This window comes from Bradyrhizobium sp. AUGA SZCCT0158, from assembly GCF_018130065.1.
Lineage (GTDB): Bacteria > Pseudomonadota > Alphaproteobacteria > Rhizobiales > Xanthobacteraceae > Bradyrhizobium.
Window position 1 is genome coordinate 96,703 of record NZ_JAFCME010000014.1, and the last position, 25,764, is coordinate 122,466.

The 25,764-nt window shown below is 63.0% G+C and carries 21 protein-coding genes and 1 pseudogene; 13 read left to right on the forward strand and 9 right to left on the reverse strand.

Going from position 1 to position 25,764, the window contains the following annotated elements:
* Positions 1-48: 48 nt before the first annotated feature.
* Together JQ574_RS20875 and fdhF are read left to right on the forward strand one after the other, a co-directional pair.
* A complete protein-coding gene (locus JQ574_RS20875; RefSeq protein WP_212210232.1) occupies positions 49-1,758 on the forward strand; it encodes an NADH-ubiquinone oxidoreductase-F iron-sulfur binding region domain-containing protein in 1,710 nt (569 codons plus the stop codon).
* The gene (gene fdhF, locus JQ574_RS20880) at positions 1,755-4,520 is read left to right on the forward strand and encodes a formate dehydrogenase subunit alpha (RefSeq protein WP_212210233.1); all 2,766 of its coding nucleotides are present in this window, start codon (positions 1,755-1,757) and stop codon (positions 4,518-4,520) included. Before JQ574_RS20875 ends, fdhF begins: the two co-directional genes overlap by 4 nt.
* 326 nt (positions 4,521-4,846) lie before the next feature.
* Here the strand turns inward: fdhF and JQ574_RS20885 are convergent, their stop codons facing one another.
* The 3 genes from JQ574_RS20885 to JQ574_RS20895 all read right to left on the reverse strand — a co-directional run bounded on the left by JQ574_RS20885 (position 4,847) and on the right by JQ574_RS20895 (position 8,237).
* On the reverse strand, positions 4,847-5,641 hold the full coding sequence (locus tag JQ574_RS20885) for a Crp/Fnr family transcriptional regulator (protein WP_212210234.1): 795 nt from the start codon (positions 5,639-5,641) through the stop codon (positions 4,847-4,849).
* A 291-nt stretch (positions 5,642-5,932) separates the two neighbouring features.
* A complete protein-coding gene (locus JQ574_RS20890; RefSeq protein WP_312014622.1) occupies positions 5,933-7,060 on the reverse strand; it encodes an Ig-like domain-containing protein in 1,128 nt (375 codons plus the stop codon).
* Between the two features lie 160 nt (positions 7,061-7,220).
* Entirely contained in the window at positions 7,221-8,237 is a 1,017-nt protein-coding gene (locus tag JQ574_RS20895; RefSeq protein ID WP_249119493.1) for a magnesium and cobalt transport protein CorA, read from the reverse strand.
* 300 nt (positions 8,238-8,537) lie between these two features.
* On the opposite strand from JQ574_RS20895, the gene JQ574_RS20900 reads away from it, so the two are divergent.
* Both JQ574_RS20900 and JQ574_RS20905 read left to right on the forward strand, forming a co-directional pair.
* Positions 8,538-8,732 carry a hypothetical protein gene (locus JQ574_RS20900; RefSeq protein WP_212210236.1) on the forward strand — a complete coding sequence of 65 codons (195 nt, stop codon included), beginning with the start codon at positions 8,538-8,540 and terminating at the stop codon, positions 8,730-8,732.
* 49 nt (positions 8,733-8,781) lie between these two features.
* A complete protein-coding gene (locus JQ574_RS20905; protein WP_212210237.1) occupies positions 8,782-8,955 on the forward strand; it encodes a hypothetical protein in 174 nt (57 codons plus the stop codon).
* 114 nt (positions 8,956-9,069) lie between these two features.
* Here the strand turns inward: JQ574_RS20905 and JQ574_RS20910 are convergent, their stop codons facing one another.
* The 4 genes and pseudogenes from JQ574_RS20910 to JQ574_RS20925 all read right to left on the reverse strand — a co-directional run bounded on the left by JQ574_RS20910 (position 9,070) and on the right by JQ574_RS20925 (position 11,373).
* Positions 9,070-9,471: a hypothetical protein gene (locus JQ574_RS20910; RefSeq protein WP_212210238.1), complete on the reverse strand. Its 402-nt coding sequence runs from the start codon at positions 9,469-9,471 to the stop codon at positions 9,070-9,072.
* A pseudogene (gene dapA, locus JQ574_RS20915) lies at positions 9,468-10,444 on the reverse strand (4-hydroxy-tetrahydrodipicolinate synthase). Before dapA ends, JQ574_RS20910 begins: the two are co-directional and overlap by 4 nt.
* 24 nt (positions 10,445-10,468) lie before the next feature.
* Positions 10,469-10,726: a hypothetical protein gene (locus JQ574_RS20920; RefSeq protein ID WP_212383813.1), complete on the reverse strand. Its 258-nt coding sequence runs from the start codon at positions 10,724-10,726 to the stop codon at positions 10,469-10,471.
* Between the two features lie 179 nt (positions 10,727-10,905).
* Positions 10,906-11,373, reverse strand: a complete 468-nt coding sequence (locus JQ574_RS20925) for a hypothetical protein (protein WP_212210240.1) — start codon at positions 11,371-11,373, stop codon at positions 10,906-10,908.
* Positions 11,374-11,818: 445 nt separating this feature from the next.
* Between JQ574_RS20925 and JQ574_RS20930 the strand changes: the two genes are divergently transcribed.
* From JQ574_RS20930 to JQ574_RS20965, 8 genes are all read left to right on the forward strand, one after another.
* Positions 11,819-11,908 carry a K(+)-transporting ATPase subunit F gene (locus tag JQ574_RS20930; protein ID WP_212210241.1) on the forward strand — a complete coding sequence of 30 codons (90 nt, stop codon included), beginning with the start codon at positions 11,819-11,821 and terminating at the stop codon, positions 11,906-11,908.
* A gap of 115 nt (positions 11,909-12,023) precedes the next feature.
* Positions 12,024-13,727, forward strand: coding sequence for a potassium-transporting ATPase subunit KdpA (gene kdpA, locus JQ574_RS20935; RefSeq protein WP_212210242.1), 1,704 nt, complete (start codon positions 12,024-12,026; stop codon positions 13,725-13,727).
* Between the two features lie 25 nt (positions 13,728-13,752).
* Positions 13,753-15,867 carry a potassium-transporting ATPase subunit KdpB gene (gene kdpB, locus JQ574_RS20940; RefSeq protein WP_212383815.1) on the forward strand — a complete coding sequence of 705 codons (2,115 nt, stop codon included), beginning with the start codon at positions 13,753-13,755 and terminating at the stop codon, positions 15,865-15,867.
* 11 nt (positions 15,868-15,878) lie between these two features.
* On the forward strand, positions 15,879-16,484 hold the full coding sequence (locus JQ574_RS20945) for a K(+)-transporting ATPase subunit C (protein WP_212383817.1): 606 nt from the start codon (positions 15,879-15,881) through the stop codon (positions 16,482-16,484).
* Positions 16,485-16,525: 41 nt separating this feature from the next.
* On the forward strand, positions 16,526-19,249 hold the full coding sequence (locus tag JQ574_RS20950) for a sensor histidine kinase KdpD (RefSeq protein WP_212210245.1): 2,724 nt from the start codon (positions 16,526-16,528) through the stop codon (positions 19,247-19,249).
* Complete coding sequence (locus tag JQ574_RS20955) at positions 19,246-19,935, forward strand: response regulator (protein ID WP_212210246.1); 690 nt, start codon at positions 19,246-19,248, stop codon at positions 19,933-19,935. The genes JQ574_RS20950 and JQ574_RS20955 overlap by 4 nt, the downstream gene beginning before the upstream one ends.
* Positions 19,936-19,961: 26 nt before the next feature.
* Positions 19,962-20,402, forward strand: a complete 441-nt coding sequence (locus JQ574_RS20960) for a PTS sugar transporter subunit IIA (RefSeq protein WP_212210247.1) — start codon at positions 19,962-19,964, stop codon at positions 20,400-20,402.
* Between the two features lie 66 nt (positions 20,403-20,468).
* Entirely contained in the window at positions 20,469-20,687 is a 219-nt protein-coding gene (locus tag JQ574_RS20965) for a DUF6496 domain-containing protein (RefSeq protein WP_212210248.1), read from the forward strand.
* A 122-nt stretch (positions 20,688-20,809) separates the two neighbouring features.
* Here JQ574_RS20965 and JQ574_RS20970 read toward each other — a convergent pair whose 3' ends face one another.
* Complete coding sequence (locus tag JQ574_RS20970) at positions 20,810-21,694, reverse strand: Ku protein (protein WP_212210249.1); 885 nt, start codon at positions 21,692-21,694, stop codon at positions 20,810-20,812.
* A 1,045-nt stretch (positions 21,695-22,739) separates the two neighbouring features.
* Here JQ574_RS20970 and ligD point away from each other — a divergent pair.
* Positions 22,740-25,418: a DNA ligase D gene (ligD, locus tag JQ574_RS20975; RefSeq protein WP_212206866.1), complete on the forward strand. Its 2,679-nt coding sequence runs from the start codon at positions 22,740-22,742 to the stop codon at positions 25,416-25,418.
* 99 nt (positions 25,419-25,517) lie between these two features.
* Here the strand turns inward: ligD and JQ574_RS20980 are convergent, their stop codons facing one another.
* On the reverse strand, positions 25,518-25,682 hold the full coding sequence (locus JQ574_RS20980) for a DUF3309 family protein (protein ID WP_065752791.1): 165 nt from the start codon (positions 25,680-25,682) through the stop codon (positions 25,518-25,520).
* Between the last annotated feature and the right edge of the window lie 82 nt (positions 25,683-25,764).

Below are 25,764 nucleotides of genomic sequence, written 5' to 3' on the forward strand. Positions count from 1 at the left end.
CACGATTTATGATCGCGGAAACATACAGGCAGGAACGAGACGTTTTCCATGGTTCAAGACGTGCAGAAAGTGCGCTCGTTCGAGCACCCCGGCGCCGGGCGGAAGCGGGCCAAGGCGACGCCGAAGGGCCGCCAGGTCGATCCGACCGCCGCGTACGAGATTGAACAGCTGCTCGGCGACCGGTCGCGGCAGCGCGATCTCTTGATCGAACATCTGCATCTGATCCAGGACACGTATCACCAGATTTCCGCAGGCCATCTCGCCGCACTCGCCGACGAGATGAAGCTGTCGTTTGCCGAAGTGTTCGAGACCGCAACCTTTTACGCACATTTCGACATCGTGAAGGAAGGCGAGCCGGATATTGCGCCGCTGACCATTCGCGTCTGTGATTCGCTGACCTGCGCGATGCTGGGCGCGGAAAAACTGTTGCATGAATTGCAGGACAAAGCCGGCCCCGGCATTCGCGTGGTGCGCGCGCCCTGCGTCGGCCGCTGCGATACCGCGCCAGCAGCCGAAGTCGGCCATCACTTTGTCGACCATGCAACCACTGCAAGCGTGCTGGCTGCCGCGAAGGGCGGCGAGACGCATGCGCATTTGCCTGAGTATGTTGGTTACGACGCCTATGTCGCCGGCGGCGGTTACGCGCTGCTCAATCGCTTGCGCTCCGGTGCGCTTTCCAAGGAAGACCTGCTCAAATCGCTCGACGACGCCTCGCTGCGCGGCCTCGGCGGCGCCGGCTTCCCGACCGGGCGGAAATGGCGTGCGGTGCTCGGCGAGCCCGGCCCGCGGCTGATGGCGATCAATGGCGACGAGGGTGAGCCCGGCACGTTTAAGGATCGCTTTTACCTCGAGACCGACCCGCATCGCTTCCTCGAGGGCATGCTGATCGGCGCCCACGTGGTCGAGGCGACCGACGTCTACATCTACCTGCGCGACGAATATCCGGCCTCGCGCGAAATTCTGGAGCGCGAGATCGCAAAACTGCCGGCGGGCGGACCGGTGCTGCATATGCGCCGCGGCGCCGGCGCCTATATCTGCGGCGAGGAATCCTCGCTGCTCGAAAGCATCGAAGGCAAGCGCGGTCTGCCCCGCCACAAGCCGCCATATCCGTTCCAGGTCGGCCTGTTCGGCCTGCCGACGCTGATCAACAACATCGAGACGCTGTGGTGGGTGCGCGACATCGTCGAAAAGGGCGCCGACTGGTGGAAGGGCCACGGCCGCAACGACCGTCACGGCCTGCGCAGCTATTCGGTATCGGGCCGCGTCAAGAATCCCGGCATGAAGCTGGCGCCTGCGGGTGTCACCGTGCGCGAACTGATCGACGAGTTCTGCGGCGGCATGGCCGACGGACATACGTTCCATGCCTATCTGCCGGGCGGCGCGTCCGGCGGCATCCTGCCGGCGTCGATGGACAACATCCCGCTCGATTTCGGAACGCTGGAAAAATACGGCTGCTTCATCGGCTCGGCCGCGGTCGTGATCCTGTCCGAACACGACAGCGTGCGGGGGGCGGCGCTGAACCTGATGCGCTTCTTCGAGGATGAGAGCTGCGGCCAGTGCACGCCGTGCCGGGTCGGCACCCAGAAGGCGGCGATCCTGATGGAGCGCCCGGTCTGGAACCGCGAATTGCTCGACCAGTTGAGCCAGGCGATGCGCGATGCCTCGATCTGCGGGCTCGGGCAGGCAGCCTCGAATCCCCTGACGTCAGTGATTAAGTATTTTCCGGAAGAATTCGTGCCGAAAGAAGCCGCGGAATGACCAGGATCAAGTTCGAACTCGACGGCAAGCAGGTTGAGGCCAACGCAGGCGAAACCATCTGGCAGGTGGCAAAACGCCAGGGCCAGGAAATCCCGCATTTGTGCTATTCGCCCGCGCCGGACTATCGGCCCGACGGCAATTGCCGCGCCTGCATGGTGGAGATCGAGGGTGAGCGCGTGCTGGCGGCGTCCTGCAAGCGTACCCCCACCGTCGGCATGAAGGTGAAATCCGAAAGCGCGCGCGCTGTCGCGGCGCAGAAGATGGTGATGGAGCTGCTGGTCGCCGACCAGCCGGCGCGCGAGACCTCGCACGATCCTGACTCAAAATTCTGGCACTGGGCCGAAAAGGTCGAGGTCACCGAGAGCCGCTTCCCGGCCGCCGAGCGCTGGGAAAGCGACGTCAGCCATCCCGCGATGAGCGTCAATCTCGATGCCTGCATCCAGTGCGGCCTGTGCGTACGCGCCTGCCGCGAAGTGCAGGTCAACGACGTCATCGGCATGGCCTACCGCAGCCATGGATCGAAAATCGTGTTCGACTTCGACGATCCCATGGGGGAATCGACCTGCGTGGCCTGCGGCGAATGCGTGCAGGCCTGCCCGACCGGTGCCTTGATGCCGTCGGTGATGCTGGACGAGAACCAGACCCGCGTGACCTATGCGGACAAGGAAGTCGACTCGCTGTGTCCGTTCTGCGGCGTCGGATGCCAGGTCACCTACCAGGTCAAGGACGAGAAAATCATTTACGCCGAGGGCCGCGACGGCCCGGCCAACCACAACCGGCTCTGCGTCAAGGGCCGCTTTGGATTTGACTACATCCATCACCCGCATCGACTGACCAAGCCGCTGGTGCGGCTGCCGAATGCGAAGAAGGATGCCAACGACCAGGTCGATCCGGCCAATCCGTTCACGCATTTCCGCGAAGCGTCGTGGGAAGAGGCGCTCGATATCGCCGCCAACGGCCTCGTGAAGATCCGTGATGAGAAGGGCGTCAAGGCGCTGGCCGGTTTCGGCTCCGCCAAAGGCTCCAACGAAGAGGCCTATCTGTTCCAGAAGCTGGTGCGCACCGGCTTCGGCTCCAACAATGTTGATCACTGCACGCGGCTGTGCCACGCCTCGTCGGTGGCGGCGCTGTTCGAAGGCTTGAGCTCCGGCGCGGTGTCGGCCCCGTTCGCGGCGGCGATGGATGCCGAAGTCATCATCGTGATCGGCGCAAATCCGACCGTCAACCACCCGGTCGCTGCAACCTACATCAAGAACGCGGCGAAGAAGGGCGCAAAGCTGTTCGTCCTGGATCCGCGTCGGCAGTCTTTGTCACGCCACGCCACCAAGCATCTGCAGTTCAAGCCCGGTTCCGACGTCGCGATGCTGAATGCGATGATCAACACGATCATCACCGAAGGCCTGACCGACGATCAGTACATCGCGGGCTACACCGAGGGCTTTCAGGATCTGGAGGAAAAGATCAAGGAGTTCACGCCGGAGAAGATGGAGCCGATCTGCGGCGTCCCGGCAGAAACCCTGCGCGAGGTGGCGCGGACCTATGCGCGCGCCAAATCGTCGATCATCTTCTGGGGCATGGGCATCAGCCAGCATGTCCACGGCACCGACAATGCGCGTTGTCTGATCGCGCTGGCGCTGATCACCGGACAGGTCGGCCGTCCCGGCACCGGCCTGCATCCGCTGCGTGGCCAGAACAACGTGCAGGGCGCGTCCGACGCCGGCCTGATCCCGATGTTCCTGCCGGACTACCAGCCGGTTTCCCGCGACGACATGCGCGGAAATTTCGAGAAGTTGTGGAGCCAGGAGCTCGATCCGGTACGCGGCCTGACCGTGGTCGAGATCATGAACGCGATCCACGCCGGTGAGATCAACGGCATGTATATCGAGGGCGAAAACCCCGCGATGTCCGATCCCGATCTTCAGCATGCGCGCGGAGCGCTCGCCATGCTCGATCATCTCGTGGTGCAGGACCTCTTCGTCACCGAGACCGCATTCCACGCCGACGTCATCCTGCCGGCCTCGGCCTTTGCCGAAAAGGACGGCTCCTTCACCAACACCGACCGCCGCGTGCAGCTTGCGCGCCAGGTGATCAAGCCGCCGGGCGAGGCGCGACAGGATCTCTGGATCATCCAGGAGATCGGCAAGCGTATGGGGCTGCCGTGGAATTATTCGGGCCCCGGCGACGTCTACACCGAGATGGCGCAGCTGATGCCCTCGCTCAAGAACATCAGCTGGGAGCGGCTGGTCCGTGAAGGCGCCGTCACCTATCCGGCGGATGACCCGAACAAGCCCGGCAACGAGATCATCTTCACCACCGGCTTCCCGACCGAGAGCGGTCGCGGCAAGATCGTGCCGGCGCACGTGATCGCGCCCGACGAGGTGCCCGACGACGAGTATCCGATGGTGCTGTCGACCGGCCGCGTGCTCGAACATTGGCACACCGGCTCGATGACCCGACGCTCCAGCGTGCTCGACCAGATCGAGCCGGAGGCGGTCGCGTTCATGTCGCCGAAGGATATGCGGCGCCTCAGCGTATGGCCCGGCGATTTCATCAGACTGGAAACCCGCCGCGGTGCAGTCGAGGTCAAGGTGCGATCGGACCGCGACGTGCCTGAGAACATGGTGTTCATGCCGTTCTGCTACGCCGAGGCGGCGGCGAACCTCTTGACCAACCCGGCGCTCGATCCGTTCGGCAAGATCCCCGAGTTCAAGTTCTGCGCGGTGCGCGCCGAAAGGGCCGAGCTGCGGACCGCGGCGGAGTAGGCCTAAGCCTGAAGAGGTGACGCCGCGCTGGTTACCACGAAGACGGTGTACTCCCTCTCCCGCTTGGGGGAGGCGTAGGCGGCCTGTGGCCGCCGTCCTTGTTGAAGAACGCCGATGAGCAGCATCGGCTATGGGTGGGGGTCTATCCGCGAGTCATATTGTGGAGAGAGCCCCACCCGCCGCGCTCTCTGAGCGCGTCGACCTAAGAGCGAGCTTCGCTCGTCTCGACCCCGCAAGCGGGAGAGGTGCAGCGAGTCTGCCGCCCGACCAATTCAACCCAACTGCATCTCGCTCTAGCCAGCACCCGGCGCGCGTATGCCGCTGCTCTAGTTGGGGCCGTTCGCAGCCGCAGCCTGCTGCAAGGACTTGTGTTGCGCGACAATCCCTTCGAGTCGCGCAATGTTCTCCAGCAGGCGCTGGCTGGTCAGGACCAGGAAGTAATAGCCGAACTGCGGGTTCTGAAAGTAGATCTCGAGCAGCTTGTCATAAGTGATGGTCAGCACATGACCATCCTCGATGCATTCGATCGTCGCCGTGCGCCGGTTATCGGGCGTGAGGAAACCAAATTCGCCCATCAAACGCCCCGGCGGAAGTTCGACGCTGATTTCCTTGACCAGGAATTTTCCGGTGACGGTCAGCAGCATCTCATGGGCGGCATCGTCTTTTTTGAACAGAATATCGCCCTTGCGATATTTGCGCTCGGTCATGAACGGCTTGAGCCATTCCAGCGACGTATCGCCCTTCGTTGCGCTGCGGGCCTTCTTCACCAGAACGAGCATCTGTCGGAGGCGATACGCATTGATGGGGACCATCAGGAGATACAACAGGAAGGTCGTGACGGATGCCGTGAGCGCGCCGAACAGGGCGAAGAATGCGCAACCGATCATGTTCGCGACGCGCAGCGGCACCATGGTCTGCGTCAGCAAGGTGGCGACAAAGAAGATGGCGCCGACCAGGGCGAACATGTTGGCCAGCGTGATATTGTGGAGAAAAATCTCCAGCAGGCGATTGAACAGCGCGTCGTAGGTGATGTTGTTGGGGTCGAGGCCCAGCTGGACCAGGATTTTCGCTATCCTGAGATTATCCGCGGCCGCGTCGAGAATTCGATCAAGTATTGTCACTGGTCTGCACCGCTACACTTCATTTAGCCGCTACACACGAGAATACAGGCGGGTTGTACCGCCTCAAAGCCCCGCAGGGAAGCGTGCCAAGGCGAAGGCGCCTGGGCACAAATGATTAAAAGCCGAAAGGTCTGCGACGCGCCGTGCGGGCCAAGGCCAGGCTGTGGACCGCGGCGGAGTGAAGCGAGCTAGTCGTTCACCCGAGACGTGACGGTCGTCATGCGCGTCCAGCAGAACCGCCGCACATAATCGAGCGCGAGCTAAAAAGCCGCGCAATCTCTCGCGCAGACGCTATGGCCGCGCTTCAGGCATCGGAACGACAAAAACCTGGCCGGGATAAATCAGGTTGGGATTGCGGATCTGTTCCCGATTCGCCTTGTAAATGACGGCGTAGCGCGTGCCCGCTCCATAGGAGAGTTGGCTGATACGCCAGAGGCTGTCGCCGCGCGAGACGGTGGTGGTGGCGATCTTCGGCACGACCACGGTGGAGGGCGAGCCCTTGTCTGGCGGCGAACCCTTGTCTGGCAGAACGGCGGCCATGGCGCCAGCCAGCTCCGGCTGCTGTGCAGAGGCAACGTCCAGCCGTTTGGCCGCGGTGGCCGGCACGGAGGCCGTGACCATCGTGTCGGGAACGTTGAACGGCACCTCGGCGCGGGCGCGCACCGCGCCGGAATTCTGCTCCAACTCGTCCAGCCTCACGCGGTAGCTGCCGGAGGCGACCCCCTCCTTGATCGTGACCGCAAAACGTCCGTCTGCGGCAGCGGTTGCCGACGCAATAAAGCTGTCGTTGAGATAAAGCTTCACCGCGGCGCCGGGGCGGGCGCGGCCGCTGACATGGAGCTTGCCGCCCGGCTCGATCTCAACCGTCTCCGCAACCACCGCACCGGCCATCGGCTTAGGCGCAGCCGGCTGCGACAGCACGACAGTGGGTTTGTCCGGCGCCATCAACGCTACGACCGGCCGGTCGGTTGATTTCGGCTCAAGCGCCACCGTCACGCTCTGTTTGGACGAGGTCTGCTTGCCGTCCGGCTCCTTGGCCCGCAGCGTCAGGTCATACGTCCCTGAGGGAAGCCGGGGCGGAACCATGACGAATTGTCCCGATTGATCCGCCACCACGCGATCATGTATCTCGCCGTTGCGCAGCAGTTCCACCGCTGCGCCCGGCATGGCGCGGCCGGCGATGACAGCTTCGCCCGTCGGCTCGATGCGGGCGATGTCGAATGACGGCACGCTGTCCGGCGGTGGAGGTGGTCCGCCCAGCGTGGCCGTCACGGCGTTTGCCGCCGCTTGCGCCGCTGCGAGCGCACCCTGCTTTGGGGCGTCCAATGCCGGCTTCGAGATCGTCGGCGCGGCGGTTGCGGCCCTGGTATCGACCCGCGGCTCGTGGCGGACGTAATAGACGGCGAATATGGCCGCCACGCTACATGCCGCAACCATGGACGGTACGATTATTCGACTCATCGATGTCGCAATCATGATGCTCATCCATCGGCCAAATCACTGGCTCGACGGCATTCTATAGCGTCTTGGGCAAAGTTGGTACTCGTTTGCGTTGCGAAAACGGGGTAGGCCGGTCAGCTTATAGCCATCCGGCACGCCGGAAGCGCCAGAACAGACCCGCGCAAACGGTCAGGATCGTGCCGATAATGGCGAAGTAACCATACTCCCACTCCAGTTCCGGCATGTGCTTGAAGTTCATGCCGTAGATGCCGGCGATCGCGGTCGGGACCGCGATGATGGCAAGCCATGAGGCGAGTTTCTTGGAGACCGCGGTCTCCTGGGCCTGGCCCACCAAAAGGCTCGCCTCGAAGGCAAAAGCGAGAACCTCGCGAAGCGAGTCGATCTGCTCCTGGACGGTGCGGACGTGGTCCGTGACGTCGCGGAACAGCGGCTGCATGGTGGGGCGGATCATCGGCAGATTGTCATGTTCGAGCCGGCGGCAGACCTCCACCAGGGGTCCCACCGCGTTCCGCAGGCGCAACAGATCGCGCCGCAACAGATACAGCCGCTCGATCTGCGCCCGTGTCATCGCGCTCGCGAGCACCTGCTCCTCCATCGCTTCGACCTCCTCCTGGATGGTCTCGAGCACCGGCGAGTAGTTATCGACGATAAAATCGAGAATGGCGTAGAGGATATAATCCTCGCCGCGGGCCAGCGCCCGCGGGCAGCTTTCGCAGCGCGCGCGCACCGGCGCATAGGATGTCGAGGCGCCGTGGCGAACGGAGACGAGATATCCTTCGCCGACGAACAGATGGGTTTCGCCGAATGCGATGCTGTCGCCGACGAGCTGCGCGGTGCGTGCCACAATGAACAGGCCGTCGCCATATTGCTCGATCTTCGGCCGCTGATGGGCGTTGTTCGCATCTTCAATGGCAAGATCATGCAGCTGGAACTGCTGCTGCACGCTCGTCAGGAGCGTCATGTCCGGTTCGTGCAGCCCGATCCAGACCACATGGCCGGGCTTGCTGCGCCAACTCGAAGCTTCCTCGATGGCGATATTGGCGACCCGCCGGCCGTCGACATAGGCCCCCGCCGCGACCACACCTTCGGAAGCAACCGGATCGCTCGGCATGTCCGCTTGCGGCGCTACGTTCATGGCTTCCATTCCTCAATGATCGCGGCTGAAACCTGCGCCGACGCCGTGTTCTCGGCAAGGCTAGCACCGGGGAATTTGTGGTCAAATGTATGCTCGGCCTCTTGGACCGCGATCGTTAGGTGCGCCTTTTCCAGGCGGAAAGCAGCAAATTCTGGAGAAGGGAAGGTGCCCGCCGCGATCCCGGCCGCCGCTTATGCCGCGGCTATGCGAAGGGGCTGACGTCTGCCTCGATTTCCTATGCCGGCCTGCGCATCTTCAGCGTCTGACGCTCGCACAGCGAGCCGACCGTGGAGATACGAGATGGCTCACTTGGCCACCAGCGATTACCGGTTTGGCCGCATCCAGAACAAGAGCGTACGCACGCGCGGCGCGTTGGGACGCGTCAACGGTTTCCTGAAAAGCATGATCGAGGCGATCGCCGATTCGAAGATGCGCCGTATCGAGCGCGAGATCGAGCTCCGGGGTTATGGCTACGATCGGTCCAACAAGGGCTGAAAGCATCGGCTTTGTCGCTTCCATGTTAATCGTTCGCGTGGAGGACTACATGCGGCAGCTTCCCTTCCGGGCATCGGTTCTTGTTTCTCAACTGCGCCACGTCATCGGCGTGGTGGTTACGTTGCTGGGTCCGTCCTGGGACGGCCCGGTCGCAAGATATCGACCGGAGGACCACTATGTGCGCGGCCCCGGACCGAAATGGCGGGAGAAGCACGGCCTTTGAAGCGCAGTCTCCCTAAAGAGCAATCCCTCTAAAGGGCAGTCCTGGGCGCGCGTCGCCCGGTTGAACGCGAGGCTTAGATATAGCCATTCACTGCAGGCTTGATGACTCCCGCGCTCAATGATTGCTGCGGGAGGAAAGCCCCCTCCACAGCTCGTTGCGCTGTCGAGCGGCCCGGCTGATCGGAGAGACGACCAGCTGCGGACTGGCATCGATCGCCGCTGCAAAGGCCCGTTTGAGACGATCATCGTCAAGCCGCACCAGATACTGTTGCAGTACCGCGGGCGCGCGCTCATTCGGTTGCAGGATCGCCGCGCAAAGCTCTGCGCTGGTGCGGCGAAAAAATTCGAACTCGGAGCTGCCGTCCTGCCGCGGATGGAGCCCGTCGATTTCACGGGCGATCCGGAGCACGGCCAGCCGGTCGGCGTTGTCAAGCGTCACGGCATAGCGCAGCATCGCCAGTTGCCAGGCGCGCAGCGTGGCGGCAAACCAATCCGTGCCATGAAACTCGGACGTCATCCGCGCCGTGCCTGGGACGCCGTCACGGCATCCTCGTGAAGCCGAGGCCCGTGCCAGTGCTCGATCGGGCAGGCGATATCCTCATCGCCGATTGCTGCGATCGCGCTCGCGACTTCCGCTTTCGCGTCGTTGGTGAGTTCGACGATGGGCAGGCGAGCGGCCGGGGACATGAAGCCGAGCAGGAAAAGTGCGTATTTCAGCGCCGCCGGGCTTTCATTGGCAAGGCAGGCGGTCAGTGGTAACAGGCGGTTGTACAGGTATCGCGCGGTCTGAGGCCGTGCCAGCCGGCAATTGGAGAATACCGCCTGGCACAATTCCGGCGCGACGTTACAACGGAAATACAGCCGTCCCCGCCGTTGGCGATGAACGGCAGCGCCGTCGTGTCGTCGCCGGACAACAGTCGAAAGCCTGCGGGCAGAAGCTGCCGCAAGCGGCATAGCCGGGCGATGTCGCCGGTCGCATCCCTCAACCCGATGAAGTGTTTTGAATTGGCGAGCCGCAACAGCGTGTCGTCGGACAGTTCGCGCATGGTCCGCGATGGAACGTCGTGCAGGATGATCGGCAGCGCGGTGGAGATCGCGATCGCCCTGAAATGGGCCTGGATGCCGGCCTGCATCGGCTTGTTGTAGTAAGGCACCACCGAAAGCACCGCATCGGCGCCGGCCGCTTCAGCGCGCTGCGCCAGCTCGATCGCGTGACTGGTCGAATTGGATCCGGCGCCGGCTACGACACGGACGCGGCCCCGCGCCGCTCTGACGGCGGTGCGAACGATGCCTTCCTGTTCCGCAGGTGTCAGCGTCGGGGCTTCGCCAGTGGTTTCGCTGACCAGGATGGCGGTGACGCCGGCCTCAATCTGACGCTCGCACAGCATCGCAAGGGCTGCCAGATCCACGGCGTCGTGTTCGTCGAACGGGGTGGGAATGTCCGGTATGTAGCCCGCCAGCCAGGTGGCGGGAGTTGAAAGTGACGTCATGAGGACGGACATTTGACCGACCGGCTATGCGACGCGCCGAACAGTGCTGGAGATCGTGGGCGCCTCGCCCATGCCGAGTTCGATCTCGCGCGCCAGTTCGACGATGCTTTCGGGATGATGGCCGTTCTCGAACAGCGCATATTTGACGGCTTGCGCGCGGCTGACGAACAGGCCGCCATAAAGACCGTTCTGTTCCTGGGCGACCCATTGGCCGCGCCGGTTCCTGCCGATGAAGACGATTGCAGAGGCAGAGCTACACGATGGAGGTTCGACGAGCTTCACGTTGGTATTCCTTCCAGTGGTGAGCCGCGCGATTCGAGACCGCATGGCTCATGCCGCCAATATCTTCCCGGCCGGATATGAATTCGAGAGTGGCGAGATGCCGATCGCATAGGAGCCGCATAGGATCGCGCGTCGGGCGCTTCAATGTTCGGGAGCTGCGCCAAGGCTTGCTCGCGGCTTTAGGCGAAGTTCTCGGTCAGGACCGGCTGGTAAAATACGTCTGTCTTTTGCGGCACCATCGGGACGCTGGTCCGGTCTGCCCGCGCGCTGAGGCGCTGCGCCTCGACGAACGCACTCAGGATAGCCAGCGCCAGATCGGCGTGACGGCCCTCGACGGATTGATCGAGCCAGTCCGGCAGTTCGCGTTCGCGCGACAGCGCGCAATGCCATTCGCCTTCGTCATAGGCGATGCGGCGGAGCTGCCATTGCGGCAATTCCAGATCGATCAGTGCCAGCGCGGCATCGGTCCAGGCGCCGGATTGAATCAGACGCTCGATGCGGGCGGTCTTGCCGCTCTGGCCCACGGACGGAAAGCGCCGGCAGGTCTGGCTGACGATGTCGGACAGGAATTCAGCGGTTACGGCATAGGCGTTGCGCAGCCGGTCACCGAGTTCAGCGGAGGTTTGGGATTCTGCGAGAATAAACATGGCGTGATCTCACTTGTGGGGCGGCTGAAACCGCAGCCGTGGGTCCAAGGTGGTCAAAACGCCATTTGAAAACGAGATGCGGCGAAGGGCGGAGAAATAGGGATTTCATAAGTGGGTGATGTGGGCACGCTCTCTCCCCACGTCGTCCCGGCCTTGAGCCGGGACCCATAGCCACCGTCACCCATTTGGCGGAAGGTGACTGGTGTGGCCCGGGACCACGGGCACTTATGGAATTCCTATAACGTCGCCATTGCCCCCATCTCGAAAACCTATGCGCGCGGTGGCACTTCACCACCAATCAAAGCGAGGCCGTCCGTTCGGCCCGCGGCTCATGTCGCACAGGAACATCCCATGCTGGACATTATCGTGCTGGCGCTAGGCGTAGGCTTCTTTCTGGCGGGCATCGGCTACGCCTACGCCTGCGAACGGTTGTGAGGGTAAGGCCATGATGTTCGATTATTCGCTCGCTGGGCTCGTATCGCTGGGTCTCTTGTTCTACCTGACCTACGCGCTGCTGCGGCCCGAACGCTTCTGAGGACGCCATGATCACGCTGGTCCAAGTCGTCCTGGCGTTCGTCGTTACCTCGGCGCTGCTGATCGCGCTCATTCACATGCTGCTGCCCGCAAAGAGATTCTGAAGGGTTTTGACCATGACCGTCATCGGCTGGATTCAAATTTTCCTGTACTGCGCCATCGTGGTCGCGCTGGTCAAACCGCTCGGCTGGTACATGACCCGCGTCTTCAACGGCGAGTCCACGTTTCTGTCGCCCGTGCTGCGGCCGGTCGAAGCCGGGCTTTACCGGATCGGCGGCGTGGATGCGAAGCGCGAGCAGCATTGGCTGACCTATACGGTCGCGATGCTGCTGTTCCATGTCGGCGGCTTCCTCGTCATCTATGGCCTGATGCGGCTGCAGGCGCTGTTGCCGTTCAATCCGCAGGATCAGTCCGCGGTCGCGCCGGATCTGTCGTTCAACACCGCGATCTCCTTCATCACCAACACCAACTGGCAGAACTACGGCGGCGAAAGCACGCTGTCCTATCTGGTGCAGATGCTGGGCCTGACGCACCAGAACTTTCTGTCGGCGGCGACCGGCATCGCGCTGGCGGTGGCGCTGATCCGCGGTTTTTCGCGTTCATCGATGCGGACCATCGGCAATTTCTGGGTCGACGTGACGCGCTGCACGCTTTATGTGCTGCTGCCGATCTGCATGGTCTACACGCTGTTCCTGGTCTGGCAGGGCATGCCGCAGACGCTGGGCGCCTATGTCGACGCCACCACGCTGGAGGGCGCCAAGCAGACCATTGCGGTCGGCCCGGTCGCCTCGCAGGTCGCGATCAAGATGCTGGGCACCAATGGCGGCGGCTTCTTCAACGCCAACGCCGCGCATCCGTTCGAGAATCCCACCGCGCTGTCGAACTTCGTGCAGATGCTTTCGATCTTCGTGATCGGCGCCGCCATGACCAACGTGTTCGGCCGCATGGTCGGCGACCAGCGCCAGGGCTGGGCGATCCTCGGCGTCATGGGCGTGCTGTTTCTCGCGGGCGTCGCCATCACCTATTGGGCCGAGGCCAACGGCACATCCACGCTAAACGCGCTCGGGCTCACCGGCGGCAACATGGAAGGCAAGGAAGTCCGTTTCGGCATCGTTGCATCCTCACTGTTCGCCGTGGTCACCACGGCGGCCTCCTGCGGCGCGGTCAACGCCATGCATGACTCATTCACCGCGCTTGGCGGCATGATCCCGCTGATCAACATGCAGCTCGGCGAGATCATCGTCGGCGGCGTCGGCGCCGGCCTCTACGGCATGCTGCTGTTCGTCGTGCTGGCGATCTTCGTCGCCGGGCTGATGGTCGGCCGCACGCCGGAATATGTCGGCAAGAAGATCGAGGCGCGCGAGGTCAAGATGGCGATGCTCGCCATCCTTGTGCTGCCGTTGATGTATCTCGGCTGGACCGCGGTTGCCGTGGTATTTCCGCCGGCGGTGGCGTCGATGGCCAATGCCGGGCCACATGGTTTCACCGAGGTGCTCTACGCTTTCACGTCGGCCACCGGCAACAACGGTTCGGCGTTCGGCGGCCTGACCGGCAACACCTTGTTCTACAATCTGACGCTCGCCAGTTCGATGTTCGTCGGCCGCTTCTTCATGATCGTACCGGCGATGGCCATTGCGGGCTCGCTGGCGGCCAAGAAGTCGATCCCGCCATCGGCTGGCACGCTGCCGACCACCGGTGGCCTGTTCGTCGGCCTCGTCGTCGGCGTGATCCTGATCATCGGCGGTCTCACCTTCTTCCCGGCGCTGGCGCTCGGGCCGATCGTCGAGCATCTCGCTGACAACGCCAACAATCTGTTCTGATCGATCTCTCTTCGGAGTTACGTCCATGGAAGCCATGAAACTGCAGAAAAAGGTGACGGCCTCGGCGATATCAGACCCGAAGATCCTGGTGCCGGCGATCAGGTCGTCGTTCGTCAAGCTCGACCCGCGGCTGATGATCAAGAGCCCCGTGATGTTCGTGGTCGAGATTGTCGCGGCGCTGACCACCGTCATATTTGTGCGCGACCTCGTCACCGGCGGCCCGAATCTCGGATTCACCTTCCAGATCATCCTGTGGCTGTGGTTCACGGTGCTGTTCGCCAATTTCGCGGAAGCGGTGGCGGAGGGACGCGGCAAGGCGCAGGCCGAATCGCTGAAGAAGACCCGCACCGAAAGCCAGGCCAAGCTGCTGACCGGCTCGGACAAGACGTTTCGCCTGGTGCCCGGCACCGCGCTGAAAGTCGGCGATATCGTTCTGGTCGAGGCCGGCGACAACATCCCGTCCGACGGCGAAGTGATCGAGGGCGTCGCCTCGGTCAACGAGGCGGCGATCACAGGCGAATCCGCGCCCGTGATCCGCGAATCCGGCGGCGACCGTTCGGCGGTAACCGGCGGCACCCAGGTGCTGTCGGACTGGATCCGTGTCCGTATCACCGCGGCGCAGGGATCGACCTTCATCGATCGCATGATCAGGCTGGTGGAAGGCGCCGAGCGGCAGAAGACGCCGAACGAGATCGCGCTCAATATCCTGCTCGCCGGCCTCACCATCATCTTCGTATTCGCGACCGTGACGATCCCGAGCTATGCGGCCTACGCCGGCGGCTCGATTTCGGTGGTCGTGCTGGTGGCGCTGTTCGTGACGCTGATCCCGACCACCATCGGCGCATTGCTGTCCGCGATCGGCATCGCCGGCATGGACCGCCTGGTGCGCTTCAACGTGCTGGCGATGTCCGGCCGCGCGGTCGAGGCCGCCGGCGACGTCGATACGCTGCTGCTCGACAAGACCGGCACCATTACCCTCGGCAACCGCCAGGCAACCGCGTTTCGCCCGGTCCGCGGCGTGACCGAGCAGGAGCTGGCGGATGCGGCGCAACTGGCTTCGCTCGCCGACGAGACGCCCGAGGGCCGCTCGATCGTCGTGCTGGCCAAGGAGAAGTACAACATCCGCAGCCGCGACATGAAGGAGCTCGCCGCGACATTCGTGCCCTTCACCGCGCAAACCCGCATGAGCGGCATCGACGCCGGTTCATCGTCCGTCCGCAAGGGCGCGGTCGATGCGATCCTCAATTACATCGGCGGCGGCACCGCTCAGACCATGGCCAGCGGCAACGCCGTTCGTGCGATCCAGCCGACGGTGGGTACGGAAGCGGCCCGCGAACTCCAGGCCATCGCAGACGAAATCGCCAAGGCCGGCGGCACGCCGCTCGCTGTCGCCAAGGACGGCCGCCTGCTCGGCGTCATCCACCTCAAGGACATCGTCAAGGGCGGCATCCGTGAGCGCTTTGCCGAACTGCGCCGCATGGGCATCCGCACCGTGATGATCACCGGCGACAACCCGATGACGGCAGCCGCGATCGCGGCCGAGGCCGGCGTCGACGATTTCCTGGCGCAGGCAACGCCTGAGGACAAGCTGAAGCTGATCCGCGACGAGCAGGCCAAGGGCAAGCTGGTGGCGATGTGCGGCGACGGCACCAACGATGCGCCCGCGCTCGCTCAAGCCGACGTCGGCGTCGCCATGAACACCGGCACCCAGGCCGCGCGCGAGGCCGGCAACATGGTCGACCTCGATTCCAACCCCACGAAACTGATCGAGGTGGTCGAGATCGGCAAGCAATTGCTGATGACCCGCGGTGCACTGACCACGTTCTCGATCGCCAACGACGTCGCAAAATATTTCGCCATCATCCCGGCGATGTTCCTGGCATTCTATCCGCAGCTCGAGGTGCTCAACGTCATGCATCTGGCAAGCCCGCAAAGCGCGATCCTGTCGGCGATCATCTTCAACGCGCTCGTCATCATCGCGCTGATTCCGCTGGCGCTGAAAGGCGTCGCCTACCGTGCCGTCGGGGCAGGGGCACTGCTGCGCCGCAACCTGCTGATCTACGGCCTCGGCGGTATCATCATTCCCTTTATCGGCATCAAGGCTATCGATCTTGTGGTCACCGCCTTGAACCTGGCCTGAGGAGACACACCATGCTTCGCGAAATTCGCCCCGCCATCATCCTGCTGCTGTTGCTGACCGCCATCACAGGCCTTGCCTATCCGCTCGCGATGACCGCGATTGCCGGCGTGATCTTTCCGAAGCAGGCGCAAGGCAGCCTGATCGAGAAGGACGGCAAGGTGATCGGCTCGGCCCTGATCGGGCAGGAGTTCCAGGACGACAAATATTTCCATGGCCGGCTCTCGGCGACGTCGGCGCCGGACCCGGGGGATTCCACAAAGACGGTGTCGGCGCCCTATAACGCGGCCAATTCGGGTGGCTCCAACCTCGGCCCGACCAGCAAGGCTTTGGCCGACCGGCTCAAGGAGGATGTCGACAAGCTGAAGGCGGAGAACGCCAACGCTTCCGTCCCCATCGACCTCGTCACGACCTCTGCCAGCGGCCTCGATCCGGATATTTCGCCGGAAGCAGCGCTATTCCAGGTGCCGCGGGTGGCCAAGGCGCGGAAGATGCCGGAAGAGCGCGTCCGCCAGCTGGTCACGGAGCACACCCAGGGCCGCATGGCAGGATTGCTCGGCGAGATCAGGGTCAACGTTCTGGCACTGAATCTGGCGCTGGATGCCGCCGCAGCCAAATGACGGGAGCTAGGCCGCGCCGGATGACATGACTATATTGCCGCATGGCAAATCAGCGCCAGGATCATGAAAAACGACCCTCGCCGGACGCGTTGCTGGAGGCTGCGCGCCGCGAGAATGATCGTGCCGGGAAGCTCAAGATCTTCGTCGGCGCAGCCCCCGGCGTCGGCAAGACCTATGAGATGCTGCAAAGCGCCCATGCCAAGAGGAAGGCCGGGATAGATGTCGTGGTCGGCGTGGTCGAGACCCACGGCCGGGCGGAGACCGAGGCGCTGCTGACGGGCCTTGAAGTGCTGCCGCGCAAGCGGCTCGAATACAGGGACCAGGTTCTCGAGGAGATGGACCTCGACGCGCTGATCGCGCGGCGTCCGCAGATCGCCTTGGTCGACGAACTCGCCCATACCAACGCGCCCGGCAGCCGCCATCCCAAGCGCTACCTCGACGTCGAGGAGCTGCTGTCCCATGGCATCGACGTCTATACGGCGGTCAATATCCAGCACATCGAGAGCCTCAACGACGTGGTCGCGCAGATCACGCATGTGCGGGTGCGCGAAACCGTGCCGGACAAGGTGTTCGACCTCGCCGACGCCATCGAACTGATCGACCTCACGCCCGATGATTTGATCCAGCGGTTGAAAGAGGGCAAGGTCTATGTCCCCAAGCAGGCCGAACGCGCGCTCGAACACTATTTCTCACCGGGCAATTTGACTGCGCTGCGCGAACTGGCCTTGCGACGCACCGCCGAACGGGTCGATGAGCAACTCCTGACCCACATGCAGGCCAACGCGATCGCCGGGCCCTGGGCCGCAGGCGAGCGTGTTCTGGTTTGCATCAGTGAGGACCCGCGATCGGCGGGGCTGGTGCGCTACACCAAGCGGTTGGCCGATCGGCTGCACGCGCAATGGACGGCGATCAGCATCGAGACGCGGCGCAGCCTGCAACTGACCGACGAGCAGCGCGACCGGCTCGCCGACACGATGCGGCTCGCCGAGGCGCTGGGCGGCGAGGCGCTGACCATTCCCGGCGTCGGCCGCCGCATCGCCGATGACGTCATCCATTTCGCGCAGGCGAACAACGTGACGCAGATCATCATCGGAAAGTCGGCACGGTCGTGGTGGTTCGAGCTGATGCGCGGTTCGGTGGTGCACGATCTGGTGCGCCGTGCCGGCAATATCACCGTCAACGTCATCGCCGGCGAGGAACTCGCGGCCGAGCCCGTTCCGAAGAAAACGGTGCGCACGGCCGAACGGCAGGAGCCGTTCGATCCGCTGCCCTATGCGGTGTCCCTGGCGTTCGTCGCCATTGCGCTCGGTGCTGGCCTGCTGGTTCATCCGCGGCTGGGCATCGAAAACGTCGATCTCGTGTTCCTGACGGCCGTGGTCGGTGCCGCCGTCCGTTACGGGCTGTTGCCGTCGCTGTTTGCAAGCGTGGTTGGGTCACTCTGCTACAATTTCTTTTTTCTCCCGCCGGTCTATACTTTTACGATTACCGATCCGCCCAATGTCGCCGCCTTCTTCTTCTTCATGCTGATTGCGATCCTGGTTTCCAATGTCGCGGCGCGGGTACGAACGCAGGCCGTGACTGCGATGGGCCGGGTCCGCACCACGGAATCGCTCTACGCCTTCAGCCGCAAGCTCGCGGGCACCGCGACCCTCGACGACGTGTTGTGGGCGACCGCCTACCAGACGGCCTTAATGTTGAAGGTGCGGGTGGTGCTGCTGTTGCCGGAGGACGGCATCATTACCGTCAAGGCCGGCTATCCGCCCGAAGATCAACTGGACAAGGCGGATCTCGCCGCCGCGAACTGGGCATGGGGCAACGATCGCGCTGCCGGGCGCGGCGCCGATACGCTGCCGGGCGCCAAGCGCCTGTTCCTGCCGATGCGAACCGGACGTGGGCCGATCGGCGTCATCGGTATTGATGACGACAGAACGGGACCGCTGCTCACCCCGGATCAGCGCCGGTTGCTCGATGCCTTGATGGATCAGGGCGCGCTCGCGATCGAACGTGTGCTGCTGGTGGAGGATATGGACCGCGTCAAACGCACGGTGGAGTCGGATCGTCTGCGCTCGGCGCTGTTGACGTCGATCTCGCACGATCTCAAGACGCCGCTGGCCTCGGTGCTCGGCGCCGCAAGCGCGATGCGGGACCTTGACAGCGGCCTGAGCGATACCGAAAAGCGGGATCTGCTGGCGACCGTGATCGACGAGTCCGAACGGCTCAACCGCTTCATCGCCAACCTTCTCGACATGACAAAGCTGGAATCCGGCGCCGTGGTGCCGAACACGGCGCTGCATGATATCGGCGAGATCGTCGGCAGCGTGCTTCGGCGCGCCAGCAAGATTCTTGGAGGCCACAAGGTTTCGCTTGAGCTGGCCGCCGACTTGCCGATGCTGCAGCTTGATGCGGTGCTGTTCGAGCAGGTGCTCTTCAACGTGCTGGACAACGCGGCGAAATATGCGCTGGCCAACACCACGATTTCGATCAGGAGTTCGCGGGAAAGAGATTGGGTGTCCCTGCAAATCATTGACGAAGGCGATGGTATACCGCCCGAGGAGCTGGACATGATATTCGACAAGTTTCACCGCGCGCAAAAGGGCGATCACGTCCGCCCGGGCACCGGCCTTGGCCTGGCGATTTCGCGCGGCTTTGTCGAGGCCATGCACGGCACGATCTCGGCCGCCAACCGGATTGACCGGAGCGGCGCCGTACTGACGATCCGCTTGCCGGTCCCGGCCGTATCAGATGCACTGGACACCGCCGCATGAGTGCCGCACCGATCAAGGTCCTTGTCATCGACGACGAGCCGCCGATACGCAAGCTGCTGCGGATGGGATTGAGCACGCAGGGCTACGATATTCTGGAAGCTCCCAGCGGCAAGATAGCGCTCGAAAAGCTGGCCGAGGGGCCCGCGCTGATCATCCTTGATCTCGGCCTGCCGGACATCCAGGGCCACGAACTGCTGCGCATGATCCGTGGTCGCAACGACAGCGTTCCCATCGTGGTGCTGTCTAGCCGCGGCGACGAGGCCGGGAAAGTTCAGGCGCTCGATCTGGGCGCCGACGATTATTTGACAAAGCCGTTCGGGATGGATGAACTGCTCGCCCGCATGCGCGCCGCGCTGCGGCACCAGTTGCAGGTCCAGGGTGAGCGCCCGGTATTCCGATCGGGCGACCTCGCGGTCGATCTTGTGCGCCGCATCGTCAAGGTGGGGGACAAGGACGTGAAATTGTCACCCAAGGAGTATGAACTGCTGCGCGTGCTGGTGCAGCACGCCGGCAAGGTGTTGACTCACCGGTTCCTGCTCAAGGAGCTGTGGGATGAACTGACCGACGCGCAATACCTGCGGGTCTATGTGCGCCAGCTCCGGCAGAAGATCGAGGCCGATCCGGAGCGCCCGCAGTTTGTTCTGACTGAAACCGGTATAGGCTATCGGCTGCGCGCGCCGGATTGATACGCGGCAGCCTGGCTGGAGTCACGATGAAGATTTCCGATCTGCTATCGCCAACCGACGTCATGATCGACGTTCGGGCCTCGCAGAAGGGGCAGCTGTTGCAGGAATTGGCGGCCACGGCCGCCGTCAATCTCGGCCTGGCTGTCGATCAGGTGACGTCGCATCTGCTGAAGCGGGAAGAGCTGGGATCGACGGGGACCGGCAATGGCATCGCTATTCCGCACGCCCGGCTGACGGGCTTGAAGCGGCCCTATGGACTGCTCGCAAAGCTGAAGCAGGGCATCGAGTTTGATGCCATCGACGGACAGGAGGTGGACGTCGTGTTCGTCCTGTTGCTGCCGGCGGCAGTGGAGAACGAAGCGCTCGCCGCGCTGGCGCTGGTAGCCCGGAGTTTGAGATCACCGGATACGCTAGCGCGATTGCGGGCTGCGAAAAATTCATCCGAGCTCCATGCCGCGATCGCCTGAGGTTGCGGGCTCTGGAACTTTCATGCCAAGCGATGATTAATTTCCTTCCAATCGGGAGGTAGATCCATGGCACGATACTCGAAGAAGGCGTCCACCGACGTCAAGCGCGCAATGAAGAAACGCAAGGCCGGCACCTTGAAGAGCGGCCGTTCCGGCAGAAAAGTGAAGAGCAAGAAGCAGGCGATTGCGATCGGGCTTTCCGAGGCGCGCGCCAAGGGCAAGAAGGTGCCGAAGAAGGCGGCCAAGAAGCGCAAGACAGCGAAGAAGCGGAAGGCGAAGAAGTAGGGCATCTCTATCTCGTCATGGCCGGGCTTGACCCGGCCATCCACGTCTTTGCTGCGGCAAGGAAGTCGTGGATGCCCGGGTCAAGCCCGGGCATGACGAATGAGTGGGGCGCGTTCTCGAAACTACCCCGCCTTGCGCGCCCGCGCCGCCGACCGGTGCGCCTTCTTGGCCGCTCGCCGTTGCGGCGTCCGGCGCGATGTGCCGGCGTGGGCTCGCCGCTTCGCCGCTCCTTTGCCTTTCAGGCTCTGCTTCAGCGCGTCCATCAGACTAACGACGTTGTCGGCCTTCTCCTCGCGCTCCACGGTCTTCACCGGCTTGCCGGAGGCCTTGCGCCGGACCAGCGCCTTCAACGCGTTCTCGTATTCGTCCTTGAACTTCGACGGATCGAAATGCGCCGCCTTGGTATCGAGGATGTGGCTGGCCAGTTCGATCATGTCCTTCGATATCCTGGGGCTCTTGATGTCGTCGAAATAGCTGTCCTCGTCGCGCAGCTCGTAGGGATAGCGCAGCGTGGTGCCGAGCAGGCCCTTGCCGAGCGGTTCGATCGCGATGACGTGCTCGCGGTTGGTGAGCACGATGCGCGCCAGCGCGACGCGGTCCTGGTCCTTCATGGCGTCGCGGATCACGGCGAAGGCGTCGATACCGGCCTTGCCGTCCGGCACGATATAATAGGGGTTGTTGAGATAGCGCTTGTCGATCTCGTCACGGGGCACGAAGCTGTCGATGTCGATGGTGTGGTTGCTCTCGATCTGGACCGCCTCCAGCTCCTCCTTTTCGACCTCGACATACTCGCCCTTCTTCAACTCGTAGCCGCGGCCCTTCTGGTCGCTCTCGACGACATCGCCGGTCTCGCTATCGACCATCTGCTGCTTCAGCCGGTTGCCGGTCTCCTTGTTGATCATGTGGAAACGGGTTTTCTCGGCGGAGGTCGAGGCCGGATACAGCGCGATCGGGCATGACACGAGGGAAAGCTTCAGCGAGCCTTTCCAATAGGCGCGAGGGGCCATGACAATCTCCGGTGAGGCGTTTGGGTTCGGAACTTCAACGGTTAGTGCTAGTTTTGGTTCCTGTTGCGACCGTCCGAGAGCTACGCCGTATTTCCCTTATTGCGAGCGCAGCGAAGCAATCCTTCTTGCGCCAACCCGAGGCATGGATTGCTTCGCGGAGCCTGTCATCGGGCGCGCATTCGCGCGACCCGTTGGCTCGCAATGACGGTTGGGTGCGACAAAACAACCCGACGGGCAGATCACTTCTGATTTACGGAATCCTTGTCAAGCCCCAAAGAAAAAAATATTTCTGTTTACCAGAATGCAAATCAGGTGCATATGTTTGCCCATCCCGTCCCACTCAGAGGGCGTCGGCCGTCGTCACGGACGTTGGACGGGTTGCGGTGGACGCTGGTTTACGCTGAGACGACGGCGTGGATAGGCGTACGGCAAAACCGTGTGGTCCTGGCGCCCGTTGCTGGCGTCAAGCTGTCGGGTAGGCGAGAGCCGAACGGCAGCGACGGAGTCAACCAAGAACTCGTCTCCGGGGAGATCACGGCATAAGCCGTAAAGCCATTGCGCAGGGAAGGCCGGGTGTTCTCCGCTGCCCTGTATGCTCGTGTGCAGCATTTCTTGTGCTAACCGCACACGGGACCGCGGGTGCAGCGCGCACCCGGTCTTCCCTGCGCCCTCTTGATGAGAGGGCGGGAAGTTTCTGGCAAAGCTCGGGCCCATCAGGCCGCGAGATCGCGAAAGTATGTTCAGTGCTCAGTGCAGCAACAAAGACCGCCGTCGTCCCGGCCTTGAGCCGGGACCCATAACCACAGGGAGAAGTTTTGCGAAAGGTCTCTGCGACCGAGCCTTCATCGAGAGATCACGCGGTATGGGTCCCCCGATGCGCAATTGCGCATCTGAGCTCAAGGCCGGGACGACTAGCGGTGGGGATGCGAAAGCGTGCTCAGGTCACGTCTGGCGGGGTTTGGTTTCGGAACTTCAGCGGTTACCATGGGTTTCGGATACTGGTTTTTGCCGCCGCGCGGGCGGCCGACGGATATGAGGCTTGACCGTGTCGCTGCGAAACCTGACCACCTACCGGAAAAAGCGCGATTTCGAAAAGACCAGCGAGCCATCCGGCGACGTCAAGGTGGCGCCCTCAAAACAGCGGCGGTTCGTGATCCAGAAGCATGACGCGACTCGGTTGCATTACGATCTCCGGCTGGAGTTCGACGGCGTTTTCAAATCGTGGGCAGTGACGCGCGGTCCCTCGCTCGATCCGCACGACAAGCGGCTCGCGGTCGAGGTCGAGGACCATCCGCTCGATTACGGCGATTTCGAAGGCACCATTCCAGATGACCAGTACGGCGGTGGCACCGTGCAACTCTGGGATCGCGGCTATTGGGAATCCGACGACCCCGACCGCGGCTTCAAGAAGGGCGACCTGAAATTCAACCTGCACGGCGAGAAGCTGCATGGCAGCTGGGTGCTGGTGCGGATGAAGGGCGACCGTTACGGCGGAAAGCGCACCAACTGGCTGCTGATTAAACACCGCGACGAGTTCGTGAGGGAAGGCGACGCCAACGATATCCTCGACGAGGACAAATCGGTCGCGTCGGGCCGCTCGATGGATCAGATCGCGAACGGCAAGGGGAGCGCGCCAAAGCCGTTCATGCTGGCGAGGGGTGGCAAAGCCCAGGCCGATGCGGTGTGGCATTCCAACCGCGGCGAGGCGGCGGAAGCGCGGGCGCAGGGAAAAACATCGATCAGGACGTCGATCTCGCGGTCCGCGCCTCCAACGAAGGCGCGCGCCGCGGCCAAGGTTAAGGTGGCCAAGGTTAAGGCGGCCAAAGTTAAGAAAGCCGATGCGATGCCGGATTTCGTCGCGCCGCAACTTTGCGCCTCGGCCGAAAGCCCACCCAATTCGGACGGCTGGTGCCACGAGATCAAATTCGACGGCTACCGCATGCAATTGCGGGTCGAGGATGGCGACGCCGTCCTGAAAACCCGTAAAGCACTGGACTGGACGGAAAAGTTCGGCGCCATCGCCAAGGAGGCGACATCGCTGCCGGATGTGCTGATCGACGGCGAAATCGCCGCGCTCGACCATCATGGCGTGCCGCACTTCTCGACGCTGCAGGCCGCGATCTCCGACGGCAAAACCGGCGCGCTGATCTTCTTCGCGTTCGATCTGCTGTTCGCCGGATCTGAGGATCTACGCGGCCTGCCGCTTGGCGAGCGCAAGACGCGCCTGAAGCAGCTTCTGGAAGCCAGGAAGCGTAAGGGCCGCCTGATTCAGTATGTCGCGCATTTCGAGGAAAGCGGCGATTCCGTCCTGGAAGCCGCCAACAAATTGGCGCTTGAAGGCATCATCTCCAAGAAGCTGGACGCGCCGTATCGATCCGGGCGGTCCGAAAGCTGGACCAAATCCAAGACCCGCGCCGGACACGAGGTGGTGCTGGGCGGATGGAAGACCACCAACGGCAAATTCCGCTCGCTGATGGCCGGCGTCTATCGCGACGGTCATCTGGCCTTTGTCGGCCTCGTGGGCACCGGCTTTGGGCAGGACACGGTCCGGCGCATCATGCCGGCGCTGAAGGCGGCGAGTTCGGACAAGAGCCCGTTTGGCGGCAAGGACGCGCCGAAGAAGACCCGCGACGTGCATTGGCTGAAGCCGGAGCTGGTCGCCGAGATCGAATTCGCGGGGTGGACGGACGGCGGCAACATCAGGCAGGCGGCGTTCAAGGGGCTACGGCAGGACAAGCCGGCGAACGAGGTTGAAGCGGAGAGGCCTGTCATGACCAAGGCGGCAAAACCTTTGATCAGGTCCGGCAAATCGTCGGCCAAATCCGCTGAAGTGATGGGCGTCGTCATCTCAAAACCCGACAAGGCGCTGTGGCCCGACGGCGGTGACGGCAAGGGCGTGACCAAGCTCGATCTTGCGCGTTATTTCGAAGCGGTCGGCGAATGGATGATCGGCTATCTCAAGGGGCGGCCGTGCTCGGTGGTTCGCGCGCCCGATGGCATCAAGGGGGAGACGTTCTTTCAGCGTCATGGCATGCCGGGCAAGTCGGAACTGCTCGAACTCGTCAAGGTTTCCGGCGACCGCAAGCCATATTTGCAGATCGATCGCGTCGAGGGCCTGGCCGCCGTCGCACAGAGCGGCGGGTTGGAGCTGCACCCCTGGAATTGCGCGCCTGACGCGCCCGATGTGCCGGGCCGGCTGGTGTTCGATCTCGACCCCGCGCCCAATGTCGGGTTTGCCGACGTGATCGAGGCCGCCAAGGACATGCGGCAGCGGCTGACCGCTTTGGGCCTCGAGAGCTTCTGCAAGACCACCGGCGGCAAGGGACTGCACGTGGTGACGCCATTGCTGTACGGCGCCAAAGACAGAGTGACGTGGAAGGAAGCGAAGGCGTTCGCGCAGGGCGTTTGCCAGTGGATGGCGAACGATGATCCCGAGCGCTATCTGCTCAACATGTCGAAGAAGCAGCGCCAGGGAAAGATCTTCCTCGACTATCTGCGCAACGACCGGATGTCGACCGCGGTCGCCGTGCTGTCGCCGCGGGCGCGGGACGGCGCCACGGTTTCAATGCCGCTAACCTGGACGCAGGTACGGGGCGATCTCGATCCGAAGAAATACACCGTGCGCACGGTGCCGGCGTTGCTGGCCAAAACCAAGGCATGGCAGGGCTACGATGAGGCGGCGGCGTCGATCAAGGCGGCGATCAAGAAACTGGCGGGGAAGTAGGGTGGGCAAAGCGCAAGCGTGCCCACCCTCTTCCCTTGCGATGAAAGAGGTGGGCACGGCGCAAGCGCACCTTTGCCCACCCTACGATCTCAAAATTGCCTACAGCTTCCCGAGCAACAACAGGATCAGCAAGATCACGATCACCAGGCCGAGGCCGCCGCCACCGTAATAGCCGGTGCCGTAGAACGGACCGCCGCCGATGCCGGAAAAGCCGCCCAGCAGGGCGATGATAAGAATGATAAGGATGATTGTTCCGATTGACATGTAATTCTCCTCAGCCCCGCGTTGGGTGCTGTTTGCCTTGCCCTCAACCGGAAAAACAAATGGCAATCGTGAAAGTTCCGTT